Source organism: Micromonospora reichwaldensis (assembly GCF_031845925.1).
Classification (GTDB): domain Bacteria; phylum Actinomycetota; class Actinomycetes; order Mycobacteriales; family Micromonosporaceae; genus Micromonospora; species Micromonospora reichwaldensis.
The window spans coordinates 46,485-64,267 of the sequence record NZ_JAVRFL010000041.1; the positions used below are offsets into that span (position 1 = coordinate 46,485).

The 17,783-nt window shown below is 75.1% G+C and carries 18 protein-coding genes; 10 read left to right on the plus strand and 8 right to left on the minus strand.

Annotation, left to right across the window (positions count from 1 at the left end):
• Positions 1-9: 9 nt before the first annotated feature.
• The 4 genes from RM555_RS26505 to RM555_RS26520 are packed head-to-tail and all read left to right on the plus strand — an operon-like array spanning position 10 to position 4,184.
• The gene (locus RM555_RS26505) at positions 10-1,569 is read left to right on the plus strand and encodes a PfkB family carbohydrate kinase (RefSeq protein WP_311414290.1); all 1,560 of its coding nucleotides are present in this window, start codon (positions 10-12) and stop codon (positions 1,567-1,569) included.
• Positions 1,566-2,267 carry an SDR family oxidoreductase gene (locus tag RM555_RS26510; RefSeq protein ID WP_311414291.1) on the plus strand — a complete coding sequence of 234 codons (702 nt, stop codon included), beginning with the start codon at positions 1,566-1,568 and terminating at the stop codon, positions 2,265-2,267. Before RM555_RS26505 ends, RM555_RS26510 begins: the two co-directional genes overlap by 4 nt.
• Positions 2,264-3,217: a glycosyltransferase family 9 protein gene (locus RM555_RS26515; RefSeq protein ID WP_311414292.1), complete on the plus strand. Its 954-nt coding sequence runs from the start codon at positions 2,264-2,266 to the stop codon at positions 3,215-3,217. Before RM555_RS26510 ends, RM555_RS26515 begins: the two co-directional genes overlap by 4 nt.
• Positions 3,201-4,184 (plus strand): DNA topoisomerase IB, encoded by a 984-nt coding sequence (locus RM555_RS26520; RefSeq protein WP_311414293.1) that lies wholly within the window; start codon positions 3,201-3,203, stop codon positions 4,182-4,184. Before RM555_RS26515 ends, RM555_RS26520 begins: the two co-directional genes overlap by 17 nt.
• 220 nt (positions 4,185-4,404) lie before the next feature.
• Here the strand turns inward: RM555_RS26520 and RM555_RS26525 are convergent, their stop codons facing one another.
• On the minus strand, positions 4,405-5,385 hold the full coding sequence (locus RM555_RS26525) for an AraC-like ligand-binding domain-containing protein (protein WP_311414294.1): 981 nt from the start codon (positions 5,383-5,385) through the stop codon (positions 4,405-4,407).
• Between the two features lie 126 nt (positions 5,386-5,511).
• The gene (locus RM555_RS26530; RefSeq protein WP_311414295.1) at positions 5,512-6,270 is read right to left on the minus strand and encodes a TetR/AcrR family transcriptional regulator; all 759 of its coding nucleotides are present in this window, start codon (positions 6,268-6,270) and stop codon (positions 5,512-5,514) included.
• Positions 6,271-6,371: 101 nt separating this feature from the next.
• Between RM555_RS26530 and RM555_RS26535 the strand changes: the two genes are divergently transcribed.
• Positions 6,372-7,337 (plus strand): ATP-binding cassette domain-containing protein, encoded by a 966-nt coding sequence (locus tag RM555_RS26535; protein ID WP_311414296.1) that lies wholly within the window; start codon positions 6,372-6,374, stop codon positions 7,335-7,337.
• Entirely contained in the window at positions 7,330-8,103 is a 774-nt protein-coding gene (locus RM555_RS26540; protein ID WP_311414297.1) for an ABC transporter permease, read from the plus strand. Before RM555_RS26535 ends, RM555_RS26540 begins: the two co-directional genes overlap by 8 nt.
• A 151-nt stretch (positions 8,104-8,254) precedes the next feature.
• On the opposite strand, the gene RM555_RS26545 is transcribed toward RM555_RS26540, so the two are convergent.
• The 4 genes from RM555_RS26545 to RM555_RS26560 form a co-directional block, all read right to left on the minus strand.
• Positions 8,255-8,758 carry a hypothetical protein gene (locus RM555_RS26545; RefSeq protein ID WP_311414298.1) on the minus strand — a complete coding sequence of 168 codons (504 nt, stop codon included), beginning with the start codon at positions 8,756-8,758 and terminating at the stop codon, positions 8,255-8,257.
• A gap of 68 nt (positions 8,759-8,826) precedes the next feature.
• A complete protein-coding gene (locus tag RM555_RS26550; RefSeq protein ID WP_311414299.1) occupies positions 8,827-10,458 on the minus strand; it encodes a RecQ family ATP-dependent DNA helicase in 1,632 nt (543 codons plus the stop codon).
• 119 nt (positions 10,459-10,577) lie between these two features.
• The gene (locus tag RM555_RS26555) at positions 10,578-11,528 is read right to left on the minus strand and encodes a TIGR03557 family F420-dependent LLM class oxidoreductase (RefSeq protein WP_311414300.1); all 951 of its coding nucleotides are present in this window, start codon (positions 11,526-11,528) and stop codon (positions 10,578-10,580) included.
• A 91-nt stretch (positions 11,529-11,619) separates the two neighbouring features.
• A complete protein-coding gene (locus RM555_RS26560) occupies positions 11,620-11,742 on the minus strand; it encodes a hypothetical protein (protein WP_255474757.1) in 123 nt (40 codons plus the stop codon).
• Positions 11,743-11,920: 178 nt separating this feature from the next.
• On the opposite strand from RM555_RS26560, the gene RM555_RS26565 reads away from it, so the two are divergent.
• Positions 11,921-13,417, plus strand: coding sequence for a glycoside hydrolase family 3 protein (locus RM555_RS26565; protein WP_311414301.1), 1,497 nt, complete (start codon positions 11,921-11,923; stop codon positions 13,415-13,417).
• A gap of 32 nt (positions 13,418-13,449) precedes the next feature.
• Here RM555_RS26565 and RM555_RS26570 read toward each other — a convergent pair whose 3' ends face one another.
• Both RM555_RS26570 and RM555_RS26575 read right to left on the minus strand, forming a co-directional pair.
• The gene (locus tag RM555_RS26570) at positions 13,450-13,737 is read right to left on the minus strand and encodes a GNAT family N-acetyltransferase (protein ID WP_132236008.1); all 288 of its coding nucleotides are present in this window, start codon (positions 13,735-13,737) and stop codon (positions 13,450-13,452) included.
• Positions 13,734-14,960, minus strand: coding sequence for a cysteine desulfurase-like protein (locus tag RM555_RS26575; RefSeq protein ID WP_311414302.1), 1,227 nt, complete (start codon positions 14,958-14,960; stop codon positions 13,734-13,736). Before RM555_RS26575 ends, RM555_RS26570 begins: the two co-directional genes overlap by 4 nt.
• Positions 14,961-15,050: 90 nt before the next feature.
• Here RM555_RS26575 and RM555_RS26580 point away from each other — a divergent pair, with 90 nt between their 5' ends.
• From RM555_RS26580 to RM555_RS26590, 3 genes are all read left to right on the plus strand, one after another.
• On the plus strand, positions 15,051-15,416 hold the full coding sequence (locus RM555_RS26580) for a hypothetical protein (protein ID WP_311414303.1): 366 nt from the start codon (positions 15,051-15,053) through the stop codon (positions 15,414-15,416).
• A 59-nt stretch (positions 15,417-15,475) separates the two neighbouring features.
• Complete coding sequence (locus tag RM555_RS26585) at positions 15,476-16,297, plus strand: DUF1206 domain-containing protein (RefSeq protein WP_311414304.1); 822 nt, start codon at positions 15,476-15,478, stop codon at positions 16,295-16,297.
• An 82-nt stretch (positions 16,298-16,379) separates the two neighbouring features.
• Positions 16,380-17,576, plus strand: coding sequence for a mechanosensitive ion channel family protein (locus tag RM555_RS26590; RefSeq protein WP_311414305.1), 1,197 nt, complete (start codon positions 16,380-16,382; stop codon positions 17,574-17,576).
• Positions 17,577-17,783: the final 207 nt, after the last annotated feature.

Genomic DNA, 17,783 nt, shown 5'->3' on the forward strand with positions numbered 1-17,783 from the left:
GAGGGAAGCGTGAGGGGACCCGTCGTGGTGGTCGGTGACACCCTGCTGGACCGGGACGTCGAGGGGGTGGTGAACCGGCTCTGCCCGGACTCGCCCGTGCCGGTGCTGGACGAGACCGCGCACGTCGACCGGCCCGGCGGCGCCGGGCTGGCCGCGGTCTTCGCCGCCGCGCAGGGCGCCGACGTGGTGCTGGTGACCGCGTTGGCGGACGACGCGGGGGGTGCCCGCCTCGCCTCGTTGCTCACCGACGCCGGCGTGCAGGTGTATCCCCTCGGGCTGCGCGGCGGCACGCCGGAGAAGGTCCGGCTGCGCGCCCGGGGTCGGGTGCTGCTGCGCCACGACCGGGGCGGCGCGGCCGGTACGCCGGGCGAGCCGTCCGAGGCGGCGCTGCGGGTGATCGCCCGGGCCTCCGCCGTGCTGGTCAGCGACTACGGCCGGGGCGTCGCCCGGCAGCCCGCGCTGCGGGCGGCACTGGCCGCCACCCGGGCCCCCGTGGTCTGGGACCCGCACCCACGGGGACCGGCGGCGGTCGCGGGGGTGCACCTGCTGACCCCCAACGAGTCCGAGGTGCGGGAGCTGGTCACGGTCACGCCGGGGGCGACCCGGCTGGCGACGGCGGCGCGGGGCGCCCAGGGGCTGCGCCAGCGCTGGCGCGCCGGCGCGGTCGCGGTGACCCTGGGCGGGGACGGGGCGCTGCTCTGCCACGCGGGCGCGACGCCGATGGTGGTGTCCGCCCCCGCCGTCGCCGAGGGGGACACCTGCGGGGCCGGTGACCGGTTCGCGGCCACCGCCAGCCTCGCTCTGGCGCGGGGGGCGCTGGTCTCCGAGGCGGTGCAGGAGGCGGTCGCGGAGGCGTCGGCGTACGTGGCCGGCGGGGGAGTGGCGACGGCGCTGCCGCGGGCGGTGCGTCCGCTGCCGCCGGCGGTCTCCGGCCCCGGCGGCGAGCGCGTCGGCGTGGCCGCGGCCGCCGGCGTGGTGTCGACGGTACGCGCGTCCGGCGGGACGGTGGTGGCCACCGGCGGCTGCTTCGACCTGCTGCACGCCGGGCACGTGGCGACGTTGCAGGCCGCCCGGCAGCTCGGCGACTGCCTGGTGGTCTGCCTCAACTCCGACGCGAGCGTGACGGGGTTGAAGGGCCCGGACCGGCCGGTGATCCCGCAGGGCGACCGGGCCCGGCTGCTCGCGGCGCTGAGCTGCGTCGACGCGGTCATGATCTTCGACGAGGCCACCCCGCACGCGGCGCTGTCGTGGCTGCGGCCGGACGTCTGGGTGAAGGGTGGCGACTACGCCGGTGACGGCGGCGAGCCCGCCCTGCCCGAGGCGGAGGTCCTGCGCCGCTGGGGCGGCAACGCCGTGGTGGTGCCGTACCTGGACGGCCGCTCCACGACCGGGCTGATCGCCGCCGCCCGCTCCACCGGCACCGCCGGGCCGCTCGACGGGCCGCCGCTCACCGACACCGTGCCGCCGGCCGGTCCCGCTCCCGGTGGCGCGTCGGCGAGACCCGGCGGCGAGCCCGGACGGGCGCGGGCCGGCCTCGCGGGACCGACGACGACGGAGGGCACCCGATGAGCGCCGGGTCGCCCGGCGCGGGGCGCACCGTGCTGGTCACGGGCGGATCGAGCGGCCTGGGCGCCGCCGTGGTCGCGGCCGTGGCCCGGGCCGGCGGACGTCCGCTGGTGCTGGACCGGCAGGCGCCCGCCGACGGGGTGCCGTGGGTGGAGTGCGACCTGGCCGACACCCGCGCCGCCGAGGCCGCCACCCGGCAGCTCGCCGAGCGCTCGGGCGGGCTGGACGCGGTGGTCACCGCGGCGGGGATGGACGTGCCCGGGAAGCTGGCGGACACCCCTGGCGAGACCTGGGAGCGGATCGTGGCCGTGGACCTGCTCGCCACCGCGGCCGTCGTACGGGCCGCCCTGCCCTTCCTGGAGACCTCCCGGGGGAGCATCGTCACCGTCGCCTCCACGCTCGGGGTGAAGGCCGTGGCCGACGCGACGGCGTACTGCGCCGCGAAGTTCGGGGTCGTCGGCTTCACCCGGGCCCTCGCCGCCGAACTCGCCGGCAGGGTCGGCGTCACGCTGCTCATCCCCGGCGGCATGCGCACGGCGTTCTTCGACGAGCGCGACGCCGCGTACAAGCCCGGTCCCGACGCCGTCCTGAACGACCCCGCCGACACCGCCGCCGCCGTCATGTTCGCGCTGTCCCAACCCGCCGGCTGCGCCGTCCGCGAGATGGTCGTCTGCGCCGACCAGGAGACCTCCTACCCGTGATCCTCGCCCTGCGCGCCCTCGGCGTCGGCGACCTCGCCACCGCCGTCCCGGCCCTGCGCGCCCTGCGTGCCGCCCACCCCGGCCGGGACCTCGTCCTCGCGGCACCCGGCTGGCTGGCGCCGCTGGTCGACCTGGTCGGCGGCGTCGACCGGCTGGTGCCCACGGACGGGCTCGGTCGCCCCGACCCGGCCCTGCGGACGCCGCGCGTCGCCGTGAACCTGCACGGCCGGGGGCCCGAGTCGCACCGGATGCTCGCCGGCACCCGTCCCGGTCGGCTGCTCGCCTACGCCAGCCCGGAGGCCGGCCACCACGACGGCCCCGAATGGCGCGACGACGAACACGAGGTCGACCGCTGGTGCCGGCTCCTCGACTGGTACGGCATCCCCGCCGACCGCACCGACCTGGACCTGCGGCGCCCGGCCCCCGGCGGCGTCCCGACCGGCGTGACCGTGCTGCACCCGGGTTCCAAGATCCCGGCGAAGCGCTGGCCGCCCGGACGCTTCGCCGCGCTGGCGCGGGACCTGGCCGCCCGGGGGCACCGGGTGGTGCTCACCGGCAGCCCCGACGAGCGGGCCACCGCGCAGCGGATCGCGGACGCCGCGGGGCTGTCCGCCGACGCGGTGCTGGCCGGCCGGACGGACCTGGGCCGGCTGGCCGCGCTGGTGGCGTACGCCCGGCTGGTGGTCAGCGGGGACACGGGCGTGGCGCACCTGGCGACCGGCTACCGCACGCCGTCGGTGGTGCTCTTCGGCCCGGTCTCCCCGGCGCGGTGGGGGCCGCCGCCGGGCCGGCCCCGGCACCGGGTGCTGTGGGCGGGTGGACAGGGTCGGCCCAGGTGGGACGGGGCGGGAAGCCATCCGACGTTGGCGGCCATCGGGGTCGACGAGGTGGTGGCCGCCGTGGACGAGGTGGAACGGGCGGTGCGGGTCTGTCGTGCGGTTGCGGCGTAGTGATCCGGGCAGGCCGGGGTACGGGCGACGCCGGCGCGGTCGGGGCTGGCTCTTCCTGGATCCGTCCGGGCAGCCGGTCCGCGACCCCGACCGGTTGGGCCGGCTGCGTGCGCTGGTGATCCCGCCCGCCTGGCGCGACGTGTGGATCTGTCCGTACCCGAACGGGCACATCCAGGCCACCGGCATCGACGCGGCCGGGCGCAAGCAGTACCTCTACCACCCGACATGGCGGGCGAGGCGCGACGAGGCGAAGTTCGACCACGTGCTGGAGGTGGCCCGCCGGTTGCCGGTGCTGCGCGAGCGGGTCGGGCGGGACCTGTCCGGCCGCGGACTGCACCGCGACCGGGTGCTGGCGACGGTGACCCGGCTGCTCGACATGGGCACGTTCCGGGTCGGCAGCGACCAGTACGCGGCCGGCGACGATCCGACGTTCGGGGTGTCGACCCTGCGCCCCGAGCACGCCCGGTCCCGGGGCGGCTGCGTGGTGTTCGAGTTCCCCGCCAAGGGCGGCATCGAGCAGGTGCGTCGCATCGAGGACCCGGAGCTGTGCCGGGTGCTGGTCAACCTGCGCCGCCAGCGCCGGTCGGCCGACCGGCTGTTCGGCTACCGGGATGGCGGGGACTGGCGCGACGTGCGCAGCGACGAGGTCAACGAGTACCTGCGGGACGCCAGCGGCGGGGAGATGACGGCGAAGGACTTCCGCACCTGGCACGCCACGGTGCGGGCGGCGACCGAGCTGGCGACGGTGGGCCCGCCGCGCTCGGCGACCGCCGGCAGGCGGGCGGTCGCGGCGGTGATGCGTGACGTCGCCGAACTGCTCGGCAACACCGCCACCGTGGCCCGCACCTCCTACGTCGACCCGCGCGTGGTCGACCTCTTCCACGACGGCGTGGTGGCCCCGGTCGACCCCGCGACGCCCCGCGAGAAGGCCGAGCGGATCGTGCTCGAACTGCTGGAGGACGCCTGAGGCGGCCCCGGCGCCGCTCCTGGGCGGGGGCGCCGGGGCCGGGGCCGGGTCACCGGGCGGCCGCCCGCCTCCCCCGTGGCGGCGGGCGGCTCGCCACGGCCCCCGTCGGCGGTCCGATCCCGGCCGGCGCCGGGGGCAGGCAGGGGTCGGACACCTCGACGTCAGTCTGCCCCGACCGGGTTGACCGTGGACGCCGCCGGGTTGACTCTCCGTGCCGCGCTCACTCCGCCTGGCCGGCCCGCCAGGCCTGCGGCCCGACGCCGTGCGCCTTGCGGAAGATCCGGCTGAAGTGGGCCTTGTCGGGGAAGCCCCAGCGGGCCCCGATCGCCTGGATCGGCTGGCCGCGCAGGCCCGGGTCGGCGAGGTCGTGCCGGCACCGCGCCAGCCGCAGGTCGCGGATGTACGACGCGACCGTCGACTCCTCGGCCTCGAAGAGCCGGTGCAGGGTACGCAGCGAGACGTGGTGCGCGTCCGCCACCACCTGCGGGCTCAGCGTCGCGTCCCCGAGATGCCGCTGGATGTACGCCCGCATCTGGGCGACGAGGGCGCGCCTGCGGACCTCGGTCGGCACCACGTCCTCGGCCACCAGGTGCCGACCGAGCATGGTGGACGCCAGGTCGAGCCCGACGGCGCCGAGGCGGGCGGCGTCGGCGGCGTGGTACTGCTCGGGATGGTGGGCGATCTGGAGGAGGAACTGGGCCAGCAGCGCGCCGATCCCCTCGGTGCCCGACATCCGGCCGCCGAGCAGCGGCGCCAGCCGGTCCGGCGACAGCGGCAGCGCGGCGTGCGGGATGAGCGCCACGACGGACCGGGCCGGATGGCGGCCGTCGTCGTCGCCGAGGTGCCGCACCCCGTGCGGTCGCGACCCGTCGTAGAAGATGAACTCATCCGGCCCCAGCACGCTGCTCCGGCCGGCCTGGCTGGCCGCGCCGTCCCCGTCGACGGTGAGCGCCAGCGTGTAGATCTCCGGGGCCGACTCGCGCCCCAGCCTCGGCGTCCGGACGCCCTCCAGCGACGGGTACCGGTAGTTGACCACCTGGATCGGGCCGAGCTCGACGATCTCCGCCCGGGCGGTGAAGTCGTGCTCGTGCTCCGTGCGGATCCGCAGCGGCGAGGCCGTCCGCGCCACGAGGTCGAGCCACATGTCGAAGCGTTCGGCCGCCGGCACCTGCTCGGTGTCGACGACGGTCCGCCGAAGCATCCGCTCCCCCGTCCTCGCGCCGGTCCGGTGCCCATTGTCCATCGTGGGCGCCCGCCCCGCCCAGCGCGTTTCCGGCCCCGGCTCCCGCCCCGCCCCGGGCCCCCGGTCGACGGGACCGGCCCCGGGTCAGGCCGTGGCCGTCCGGCCCTGGATCAGCACCTCGACGCCGTCGAGGATCCGGTCGAGGCCGAACTGCCACTCCGTGTCGAACACCTCGTCCTGCTGTCCCTCGGCGTCCTCCGCCAGCAGCTCCCGGATCGCCGGATACGCGCCGTGCCGGGTCAGCAGGGCGAGCTGGTGCCAGTACCGCATCCCGGCGTCGTCGGGGTCGATCTGTTCGCGCGCCGCGGCCTCGTCGAGGTCGGCAGTGAGCGTGGCCCAGTTCCGGGCGTACCCGCTGACCAGCATGATCGTCGACAGCCGCTCGATGCCGCGCAGGCCGGTGCCGCGCAGGGCGGCCAGCCCCTGCTCCATCCAGCGCACCTGGTTGGGGCCCAACGGCGGGCCGCTGATCGGGATCTGCCGGATCCACGGGTGGCGGTGGATCGCCGTCATGTTGGCCAGCGCCCAGCGGGCGAGCGCCGGCCGCCAGCCCTCGTCCGGGCCGCGCGGCGCGGGCGGGTCCCCGTACGCGGCGTCGGCCATGAGGTCCAGCAGGTCGCTCTTGGCGGAGACGTAGCGGTAGAGCGACATGGTCGCCACGCCCAGCTCGCCGGCGACCCGGCTCATCGACACCGCCGCCAGCCCGTTGGCCTCGGCCACCCGGATGCCGGCGGCCACCACCTGCCGCATCGTCAGGCTGCGCCGGGGTCCCTTGCCGGGTCGTTCCCGCAGGCCCCAGGCGAGCTCGATGCTCTCCGGCAGCTCGACGTCGGCGTCGCTCATCCTCACCTCCCGGTACGCGCTGTTGACCGCCATCCTAGCTTCTGCGTATGGTGCACGCAGAGCAGCGTATGGCGTACGCAAAAAACGGAGAGTGAGGGGCGATGGGAGTGACAGACGCGGCGGTGGAGACCGTCGACCTACGCAGGTCCTACGGCGGGGTGGCGGTGCTCGACGGCCTGACCATGCGGGTCGCCCGGGGCAGCGTGCACGCCCTGCTCGGCCCGAACGGGGCGGGCAAGACCACGACCGTCCGGATCCTGGCCACGCTCACGACGCCCGACGGGGGCGTGGCCCGCGTGGACGGCCACGACGTGGTCCGCGACCGGAGCCGGGTCCGGCGGGCGATCAGCCTCGCCGGCCAGCACGCGGCGCTCGACGACCAGCAGACGGGCGCGGAGAACCTGCACATGATGGCCCGGCTCGCCGGGCTCGCCCCGGCCGCCGCCCGGCGGCGCGCCACGGACCTGCTGGAGCGCTTCGACCTGGTCGCCGCCGGCGGCCGTCGGGTGGTGACCTACTCCGGCGGGATGCGCCGCCGGCTCGACCTCGCGGCCAGCCTGGTCGGCCAGCCGTCCGTGATCTTCCTCGACGAGCCGACCACCGGCCTCGACCCGCGCAGCCGGCAGGGGCTGTGGGAGGTGGTCGCCGAGCTGGCCGGCGCCGGGGTGACCGTGCTGCTCACCACGCAGTACCTGGAGGAGGCCGACCGCCTCGCCGACCGGATCGCGGTGCTGCACGGGGGCCGGCTGGCCGCCGAGGGCAGCGCGGACGACCTCAAGCGCCGGTTCGGCGCCCACCGGCTGGAGCTGACGCTGCGTGACGCGCGGAGCTTCGCCGAGGCGGCGCACCGCCTCGGCGGGCGTGTCACGCACCGCGACCCGGCCCGGCTGGAGCTGGCGGTCGCCACCGACGGTGGCGCGCCGGAGATCCGCCACCTGCTCGACGAGGTCGATCCCGACCGGCAGGGGCTCGCCCGGTTCACCGTCCGCGAGGCGACCCTGGACGACGTCTTCCTCACCCTCACCGGCGACCCGGTGCCCGCCCGACGGGAGGCGGCCGGTGTCTGAGCTGACCCTGCGACCGACCCGTGCCGGCGAGGCCCTCGTCATGATGGCGCGCTGCGTACGGCTGTCCCGGCGCAACGTCGACGCGCTGCTGACCTCGCTGCTGCTGCCGGTGCTGCTGATGCTGCTCTTCGTCTACCTGTTCGGGGGCGCGATCGACACCGGCACCCGCTACGTCACCTACGTCGTGCCCGGCGTCCTGCTGCTCTGCGCCAGCTTCGGCGCGGCGACCACCGCCGTCAGCGTGACCACCGACCTGACCAACGGGATCATCGAGCGGTTCCGCACGATGGACGTCAGCGCCACCGCGATCCTCGGTGGGCACGTCGCCGCCAGCATCGCCCGCAACACCGTCTCCACCGTGCTGGTGCTGGCCCTCGCCGTCGCCATCGGCTTCCGCCCGGCCGTGGATCCGCTGCGCTGGCTGGCCGCGTTCGGGGTGCTGCTGCTCTTCCTGCTCGCCGTGTCCTGGCTGTCGGCCGCGTTCGGCCTGCTGGCCCGCACCCCGGAGGCCGCCAGCGGCTTCACCTTCCTGGCGATGTTCCTGCCGTACCCGAGCAGCGCCTTCGTGCCGGTGGAGACGATGCCGGGCTGGATCCGCGGCTTCGCCGACCACCAGCCCGTCACACCGGTCATCGAGACGCTGCGCGCCCTGCTGCTGGGCACCCCGACGGGCAACGCCCCGGCCCTGGCGGTGGCCTGGTGCCTCGGCGTCCTGGCCGTCTCGGTGCCCCTGACCGCCGTGCTGTTCCGCCGCCGCGTGGCCTGACCGCCACCGGCCGACCGGCCCGCCGCCACCGCCCGGTCACGACCGCCGCCACCGGCCATCGTCACCCGGTCGCCGGCACGCTCGGTCACCCGGTCGCCGGCACGCGCGACGGCGGCACCGGACCCCGTCCGGTGCCGCCGTCGTCGTCGCGTCAGTCGTTGAGCACCTGGGAGAGCCGGTCGCGGAAGCGGCGCTCCGAGTCGCTGACGACGTCCCCGCCGAGGCCCAGGATGCCGCCGCTGGACGCCGCGCCCACCACCTGCTCGGCGATCTCCACCAGCCAGTGCTTGTAGGCGCCGGCCTCGCCCTCGTCCGTCCGGGCGGCCAGCAGCACCGCCGCCTCCCTGGCCCGGCCCAGCACGTCCTCCAGGTAGGCGCGCGGGTCGGACGGCGCGATGACCGGCATCTCCTCGCCAGCCTCCGGGTCGCCCACCCGGGTGACGATCTCGCCGGCCACGGCCACGACCAGCGGGCTGGCCGACTCCCGGCCGGCGGCGATGGTCTCCAGCCCGGCGGCGTTCTCGGCCATGGTGCGCCGGGTGCCGTCGGACTCGGCGGCGCTCGCCGCGGTCAGCACCGACTGCGGCAGGCCGACCAACAGCCCCCACTCCTCGTCGGAGAAACCGAATCCGGTGTACGCCGGCTGCTCGATCACGGCAAAGCCCCTTTCCGCACTGATGTCGCTCGTCGTCCACGGCCCCGGCCAGCGGTGCCCGGCTCAGGCTAGTCGAGGGTCAGCAGGCCCTGTTCGGACACCACGCTGACGGACAGCGTCTTGTACCCCACCTCGTCGAAGAGAACCGTCATCCGGTCCTCCTCGTAGCTCAGCACCAGGCCGTGCCCCCACTCCGGGTGCCGGACCTGGCTGTGCACGGGGAATGGCCCGACCGCGCCGTCGTCGGGGGTGCTGGTGCCGGCGTGGCAGTTGTCGCAGTGCCCGCAGAGCTCGGTCATCTGCTCACCGAAGTAGGCCAGCAGCGTCTGCCCCCGGCAGGCGGTGGTCTCGGCGAAGGCCCGCATCATGTCGGTACGCGAGCGGGTCACGGTCTGCTGCCGCTCGGCCTCCGCCAGGGCCGCCGCGGCGGCGTCCACGGGCGCGGGGGAGTAGCGGGGGGCGCCGATGCGCTGCTTCGCCCTCGGCTCGGCCGCGCCGACCTGCTCCAGCAGGGCGAGGTACTGGCCGAGCTTGCGCGGGCCGAGCCCGGTGAGCTCGCGCAGCTCCTTCTTGTTCCGTGCCTTCTTGCGCAGCAGCGCGGACAGGTCGCGCAGCTCGTCGGCGTTCGGCAGGCCGCCGCTGAAGAAGCGTTGCAGCCCGACGTCCTCGCCCTGCCACAGCAGCAGCACCCGGGCCGGGGCGCCGTCGCGGCCGGCCCGCCCGATCTCCTGGAAGTAGCTGTCCGGCGAGTCCGGCAGCGCCATGTGGACCACCCAGGCGATGTTCGGCTTGTCGATGCCCATGCCGAACGCCGAGGTGGCGACCATGATCGGCACCTGGTCGGCGAGGAACGCCTCGTGCAGCTCGGCGCGTGGTCCGGACGCCATCCCGCCGTGGTAGTACTGGGCCGGGTGACCGGCGTCGGAGAGCCGGGCCGCCAGCTCCTCGGCGGAGCGCCGGGTGGGCACGTAGATGATGCCGGGCCGGGTGTCGTCGCTCAGCAGGGCGAGCAGCCGCCGCCACCGGTAGTCCTCGGTGGGGCAGTGCGCCACCTCGAGGAACAGGTTCGGCCGGTCCAGCCCGGAGACCACCACCTCGGGCTCGGTCAGCCGCAGCCGGGCGATGATGTCGTCGCGTACGGGCGGGGAGGCCGTGGCGGTCAGCGCCACCACCGGAGGCCGGCCGATGCCGTCGATGAGGTGACCCAGCGCCAGGTAGTCCGGGCGGAAGTCGTGCCCCCAGGCGGAGATGCAGTGCGCCTCGTCGATCGCCACCAGCGCCGGCTTCAGCGACTTCACCTCGGCCATCCGGTCCGGGTTGGCGAGCTGCTCCGGGGTGATGAAGAGGAACTCGGCCCGCCCCTCGCGGATCTCGGTGATCGCCTGCGACTGCTGGGCGGCCGACTCGTTCGAGCTGATCCGCACCGCACGCAGCTCCGGCCGCTGCCGCTCGTTGAGCGCCGCGATCTGGTCCTGCTGAAGGGCGAGCAGCGGGGAGATCACCACGGTCGGGCCGGGGATCAGGCTGGCCGGGATCTGGTAGATCGCCGACTTGCCGGCGCCGGTGGGCAGCACCACCAGGGCGTCACGGCGCTTCATGACCGCCCGCATGGCGGCCAACTGGTGGGGCCGCAGTGCGGTCCAGCCGAAGAGGCTCTTGGCCGCGCGGCGCAGTGTCGTGGAGTGCGTGGACAGTTTCATCGAGGGCCGGAGGTACCCCCGGCGATCAGCGCCGAAACCGCGCTCCGTTGTGTAAGGAAGGGCCCCTTCCTATCGCGTACGCGATAGGAAGGGGCCCTTCCTTACACCTGAGGTGGCGGTCAGCGTACGCGGGGGAACACCTCGCGCTGGTAGAGGTCGAGCAGGCCCTGCCAGTTCGGGCCGGTGTTGGCCACGTAGACCTCGTCGAAGCCGGCCTTGGCGTACTGGTCGATCTTCGCCAGATGCGCGTCGGTGTCCCGCCCGCAGACGAAGGCGTCCTTCATCGCCTCGGGGCGGACCAGCTGGCCGGCCTGCTCGAAGTGTCGCGGCGAGGGCAGCACCTGGGACAGCTCGCCGGGCACCCCGGCGTTCGGCCAGCGCTCGTACGCGATCCGCACGCCCTCCTCCTCGGTCTGGGCGTACGCCGCCTTGAAGCCGGCCTGGCACGGCTTGTCGCCGCCGCCGTTCTCCCGGAACCGCTGGACGAGTTCGGCGTCGGGTGAGGTGTTGACGAAGCCGTCGCCGATGCGGGCGGCGAGGTCGACGGCCTTGGGGCCGAAGCCCGAGACGTAGACCGGCGGGGGAGTGTCCGGCAGGGTGTAGATCCGGGCGTGCTCGACGGTGTAGTGCTTGCCGTGGTGGTTGACGAAGCCGCCCCGCCACAGCTCGCGCATCACCTCGACGGCCTCCTCCAGCATCTCCAGCCGGACGTCGGCCTGCGGCCAGGCGTCGCCGAGGATGTGCTCGTTGAGCGCCTCGCCGCTGCCCACCCCGAGCACGAACCGCCCGGAGTGCAGGACCGCGCTGGTGGCCGCCGCCTGCGCCAGGACGGCCGGGTGGATGCGCACGGTCGGGCAGGTCACGGCGGTGGTGACCGGGAGCTGGCAGACCTGGCTGAGCGCGCCGATCACCGACCAGACGAAGGGGCTCTGCCCCTGCGCGTCCGTCCACGGGTGGTAGTGGTCGGAGATCCAGAGCGCCTCGAAGCCGGCCCGCTCCGCGCTGCGCGCCTGCTCCAGCAGCTCGGCCGGCGTGTACTCCTCGGTGGACAGAAAGTAGCCGATCCTCATCGTTCCCCCTTGCCGTGTCGTACCGGTCCAACGAGGCAGGCGGTACCCCGACGGCCGCCGTCGAACCGCGGTGCCGGCGCCGGGCGGCGCCTCAGCGCCGGAACATCGCGCGGATCGCGGCGAGCAGCAACAGGCCACCGACGACCAGGCCGAGCAGGCGTACGCCGGGGATGTCGGCCGGGCTCGTGGCGTCGGCCAGCAGCAGGGGATCCATCCCCGAACTGTCCCCAGCGCCGCGCCCGACGGCAACTGTAAGGTTTATTGACTATTTCCTCGCACGGTGTGACCATGTCAGCACCGCCGCCGGTGGCGGGCCGCCGGGCGCGGAGAAGACGGGGGTACGACGACCGCATGAGCGAGCGACACATCAGCCACCACACCGGCGGGCCGGCGTGAGCGGGCGCGACGGGAGCCTGACGGCCCTGGCCGCCGCCGTCCTCCAGCCGGGATTCGTCGGCACCACGCCGCCACCCTGGATCTGCCGCTGGCTCGGCGAGGGCCTCGGCTCCGTGGTGCTCTTCGCCCGCAACGTGGTCGACCCCGAGCAGGTGGCCGCCCTCACCGCCACCCTGCGCGCCGAGCGCCCCGACGTCGTCGTCGCCATCGACGAGGAGGCCGGCGACGTCACCCGGATCGAGTCCGCCCGGGGCAGCTCCCGGCCCGGCAACTTCGCCCTCGGCGCGGTGGACGACCCGGCGCTGACCGAGGAGGTCGCCCGCGACCTGGGCGCCGACCTCGCCGCGCTGGGGATCACCCTCGACTACGCCCCCGACGCCGACGTCAACTCCAACCCGGCCAACCCGGTGATCGGCGTACGCGCCTTCGGCGCCGAGCCGGCGCTGGTCGCCCGGCACACCGCCGCCTGGGTACGCGGCCTCCAGTCGGGCGGGGTCGCCGCCTGCGCCAAGCACTTCCCGGGGCACGGCGACACCCAGGTCGACTCGCACCACGACCTGCCCCGGATCGGCGCCGACCGGGCCCGCCTCGACGCCGTGGAGCTGGCCCCGTTCCGGGCCGCCGTGGCCGCCGGGGTGCAGGCCGTGATGACCGGCCACCTGTTGGTGCCGGCGCTGGACCCGGAGCTGCCCGCCACCCTCAGCAACCGGATCCTGGGCGGGCTGCTCCGCGACGAGCTGGGCTTCTCCGGCGTCGTGGTCACCGACGCGGTGGAGATGCGGGCGGTCGCCGACCGGTACGGCTTCGCGGCCACGGCCGTGCGCGCCCTCGCCGCCGGCGCCGACGCGATCTGCGTCGGCGGGGAGCGCGCCGACGAGGGGACGGCCCGGCTGCTGCGGGACGCCATCGTCGCCGCGGTCGTCGCCGGCGATCTGCCCGAGGAGCGCCTCGCCGAGGCGGCCAAGCGGGTGGGGGAGCTCGCCGCCTGGACGGTGGCCGCCCGGGCCGAGCGGCCGTCCCGGTCCCGCCCGAGCGCCGCCGGCTCGGCCGTCGGGCTGGCCGCCGCCCGCCGGGCGCTGCGGGTCACCACCGCGCCCGCCGGCGTCGGCGCGCTGCCGCTGACCGGTCCCGTCCACGTGGTCGAGTTCGAGCCGCCGCGCAACATCGCGATCGGTCCGGAGACCCCGTGGGGGCTCGCCGCCCCGCTGGCCGACCTGCTCGCCGGCACCACCACCGTCCGCTACGCCGAGGCCGACGTGCCCGCCGACCCGACCGCCGGGGCGGCCGGCCGGTGCGTGGTGCTGGTGGTGCGCGACCTGCACCGGCACGACTGGATGCGGGCGTCGGTGAGCCGTGCGCTGGCCGCCCGTCCGGACGCGGTCGTGGTCGAGCTGGGCGTGCCCGAGCTGGTCACCGGCGCGGTCCACGTCGCCACCCACGGCGCCACCCGGGCCGCCGCCCACGCCGCCGTCGGGCTGCTGACGGGTCGCTGACCGCTCCTGCGCCCCCGACCGGTGCCCCCGGGCTACGGCTCGGGGGTGACCAGGTCGGCGTACTCGGGGTGGCGGCCGATGAAGGCCGCCATGAACGGGCAGCGCGGCACCACCGTCGTGCCGCGTTCGCGCAGCTGGTCGAGGGTGCCCCGGACCAGGGCCGCGCCGACGCCCATGTTCTGGAACCTCGGGTCGACCTCGGTGTGGGTGAAGACCAGCACCTCGCCGCGCGGCAGGTACGCGGTGAACCCGGCCAGCGCGTCGTCGACCAGGATCTCGAACCGGTGCTTGGCGGGATTGTCCTCGACCAGGGTGCTCACCCGGCCATTCTGCCCCCGCGACCGGCGAGCCGGTCCAGTTCGCCGAGCAACCGGTCCACCTCTTCCGCCGTGTTGTAGTGGTAGAGGCTGGCGCGCACCGCCCCGCCGCTGTCGCGCAGCCCCATCGCCTGGAAGTACTCGTACGCGTAGTAGTCGCCGGCGGAGAGGCAGAAGCCGGCCGCGCCCAGCTCCTCCTGGGTCCGCTGCGGGGAGAGCCCGGCCAGCCGGAAGGACACCGTCGGGCAGCGCCGGGCGGGGGAGCCGAGCACCGTGACGCCGGGCAGCGCGGCCAGCCCGGCGAGCAGCCGGTCCAGCAGCGACTCCTCGTACGCCCGCGCGGCACCCAGCCCCGCGACCAGCCGCTCGCGGCGGCTCCCGGTGGCCGTCGGGTCCAGCCCGGCCAGGTGGTCCACGGCGGCGGCCACGCCGGCCAGTAGGGGGAAGCTCGGGGTGCCGTACTCGAAACGGTCCGGCACCGCGTCGGACGACGGCAGCAGCTTCGCCGGGCGCAGCCGCTCCCACGTCGCCGGGGCGGCCACCATCGCGGCCAGGTGCGGCCCGGACCACTTGTACGCGCTGGTGACCAGGAAGTCGGCGCCCAGCGCGGCGATGTCGGTGGGCCCGTGCGGCACCGAGTGCACGCCGTCGACGCAGACCAGCGCGCCGGCGGCGTGCGCGGTCGCGGCGATCGCCGCCACGTCCGGGACGGTGCCGGTCGTGTTGCTGCCCGCGGTCACCGCGACCAGCCGGGTCCGCTCGCCGACCAGTTCCGCGTAGCGGGCCGTCGGCAGCTCGGCGGTGTCCCGGTCGAACTCGGCCCAGCGCACCGTCGCGCCGGCGGCCTCGGCGGCCTGCACCCAGGGCCGTACGTTCGCGTCGTGGTCGAGCCGGGACACCACGACCTCATCGCCGGGCCGCCAGCCGGCACCCAGGGTGCGGGCCAGGGTGTACGTCAGCGCGGTGGCGCTCGGCCCCAGCACCACCCCGTCGGGTTCGGCGCCGAGCAGGTCGGCCACGGCCGAGCGGGCGGCGGTCACCATCTCCAGCGAGCGCCGGCCGGGCGCGAAGGCGGCGCTGCGGTTGCCCACCGCCGCGCGCATGGCGGCGGTGACCGCGTCGACGACTCCGGCGGCGGTCTGGGTGCCCCCGGCGCCGTCGAGGTGGACGAAGCCCTCGGCGAGGGCGGGGTAGGCGGCCCGGGTGCGGGCGATGTCGAACGGCATGCCGGGACCCTAACGCCCCGCCCCGGGCGCCCCACCTGGGCGGATGATCACGCCCTGCCGGAGTGGCCCGCGTCTCGTACCCTTGGCGGGGTGACGAACCGACGTGTTGCCTTCCCGCTGACCCCCACCCGCCGGGCCGCCGGCCTGTTGGCCGGCCTGGCGCTCGGCGCCGCCGTGCTCGCCGGCTGCAGCTCCGAGGGCGCCAGCACCGACTGCGGTCTGGACGCCTGCACCGTCACCTTCGACCGGGGCGTGGACGCCAGCGCCACCATCCTCGGGGTGGAGGCCAAGCTGATCGGTGCGCAGGGCGACCAGGTCACCGTCGAGGTCGCCGGCGAGCAGCTGTCGCTGACGACGGGCCAGCAGGCCACCGAGGTCGGCGGCTTCGCGGTGACGCTGGACAGCGTCACCGACCAGGAGGTCAAGATCCGGGTGTCGAGGAATCCCGGCAACTGATCCGTCGGGGCGGCGGTGGCCGACGTTTGGAAATCTTCGTATTCGGTGATTGAGGCGCCATGTCACTCACCCGGAATGCCGAAGCCACCGCCTCCCGTACGGCGAACAGCAGGTGGCTCGAGTTGTTGGCCAGAGTCGGTTTCATCGGCTACGGCATCGTGCACCTCCTGTTCGCCTGGCTGGCGTTGCAGATCGCGTTCGGCAAGGCCGGCGACGACGGCGACCAGTCCGGCGCGCTGCGCACCATCGCCGCCCAGCCGCTGGGCAAGTTCCTCGTCGTCACCATCGCGGTCGGCCTGCTCGCCATGGCGATCTGGCAGGCGCTGGAGGCGGCCGTCGGGCACCGCGCCGAGCGCGGCAAGGAGCGCGTCTGGGAGCGGGTCGCCTCGGCGGGACGCACTGTCGTCTACCTCTACTTCGCCTGGACGGCCTTCAAGGTCTTCAAGGACGCCGGCTCCAACAGCGCCGACCAGCAGGAGGCGCTGACCGGCAAGCTCATGGAGTCCTCCGGCGGCCGCTGGCTGGTCGGTCTGGCCGGGCTCGTGCTCGCCGCGATCGGCGTCGGCCTGGTGATCTACGGGCTGATCAAGCGCTTCGAGAAGCACCTCAAGACCGGTGAGATGAACGCCAAGACGCGCCAGCTCACCCGCCGGCTGGGCATGGCCGGTTACATCGCCAAGGGCGTCGCGTACGGCATCTCCGGCCTGCTGATCATCCTGGCCGCCGTCAACTACGACCCCGAGAAGGCCCGCGGTCTGGACGCGGCACTGCGCACGCTGCGCGACCAGGCGTACGGCCAGATCCTGCTCACCCTGGTGGCGCTCGGTATCGCCGCCTTCGGCGTCTTCTGCTTCCTGCAGTCCCGGTATCGCAAGGTCTGAGCCTGGTCGATTCCGGCGTCGCCGGGCACTATTGGGCCTTTGCCCGAAGCACGTGTCCGGCGCCAGGAGGAGGAAGAAACCTGTGCAGAGCTACCTCGGGACGATCGTCGCCGCGCTCGCCGCGGCGGCGATCGCCTTGTTCGCGGTCGAGGTCGCGCACCGCGTGATCCGGCGGGTCGGTCGGCGCTCGCTGCTGCTGACCGAGCTCACCGACCACGCGCACCGGTCGATCCAGGTCGCCGCCACCGTCGTCGCCGTCCAGTTCGCCGTGCGGTTCAGCACCGGCTACGCGGTCGGCGACCAGTGGCGGCAGGTGCTGCTGCACCTGCTGGTGCTCGGCGTGATCGCCAGCGTCGCCTGGCTGGTCGCCTCGCTGCTCGTCGTGGCGGAGGACACCGCACTGGCCCGGTTCCGGGTGGACGTGCCGGACAACCGGCACGCGCGGCGGGTGCGGACCCAGGTGGTCATGCTGCGCCGGTTGACGATCGCGGTGATCGTCGTGCTGGCGGTGGGCGTGATGCTGATGACCTTCCCGGCCGTACGCGGCATCGGCGCCGGCGTGCTGACCAGCGCCGGTGTGGTCGGTGTGGTCGCCGCGCTGGCCGCGCAGAGCCTGCTGGGCAACGTCTTCGCCGGGCTCCAGCTCGCCTTCAGCGACGCGGTCCGCCTCGACGACGTCGTGGTGGTCGAGGGGGAGTGGGGCCGCATCGAGGAGCTGACGCTCAGCTACGTGGTCGTGCAGATCTGGGACGACCGGCGGCTGATCCTGCCCACCTCGTACTTCACCAGCAAGCCGTTCCAGAACTGGACCCGCACCGAGGCGGCGGTGCTGGGCACCGCCGAGTTCGACGTCGACTGGGCGGTGCCGGTGCAGGCCATGCGGGAGGAGCTGCGCCGCCTCGTCGAGGGCACCGAGTTGTGGGACGGCCGGGTCTGCGTGCTCCAGGTGACCGATGCGACCGGCGGGACGATCAAGGTGCGTGCCCTCGTGAGCGCCGCCGACGCCGGCAGCCTCTGGGACCTGCGCTGCCTGGTCCGCGAGCACCTGGTCGCCTGGATCCGGGACCACCGGCCGACCGCCATGCCCCGGATGCGTACCGAGATCGGGGACGCCGAGAGCAACCTGGCGTGGCAGTGGGTACGCCCCCGCCGGCCGGTGCGCCGGCTCAACGACCCCGAGGTGCCCGACGACGCGCGGGTCTTCGGCGGCAGCGACGACGGCGACGCCCGCAGCGAGGCCTTCGTGGGCCCCGACGAGCCCGCCGAATCCCGCCGCTGACCACCCTCCCCCTCCTTTCCCACCCCACCCCACCCGGTCCCGCCCCACCCGGTCCCGCCCCGCCCGGTCCCGCCCCGCCCGGTCCCACCCCGCCCCAAGGGCGGGCCGCCCCGCTGGACGCGGCCGCGCCCGCCCAAGGGGCGGCGTCGATCATGCAGTTGTGGTCCCCCGCAAAAGGGGCATCGCTCGGATAAAGCCCACCACAAC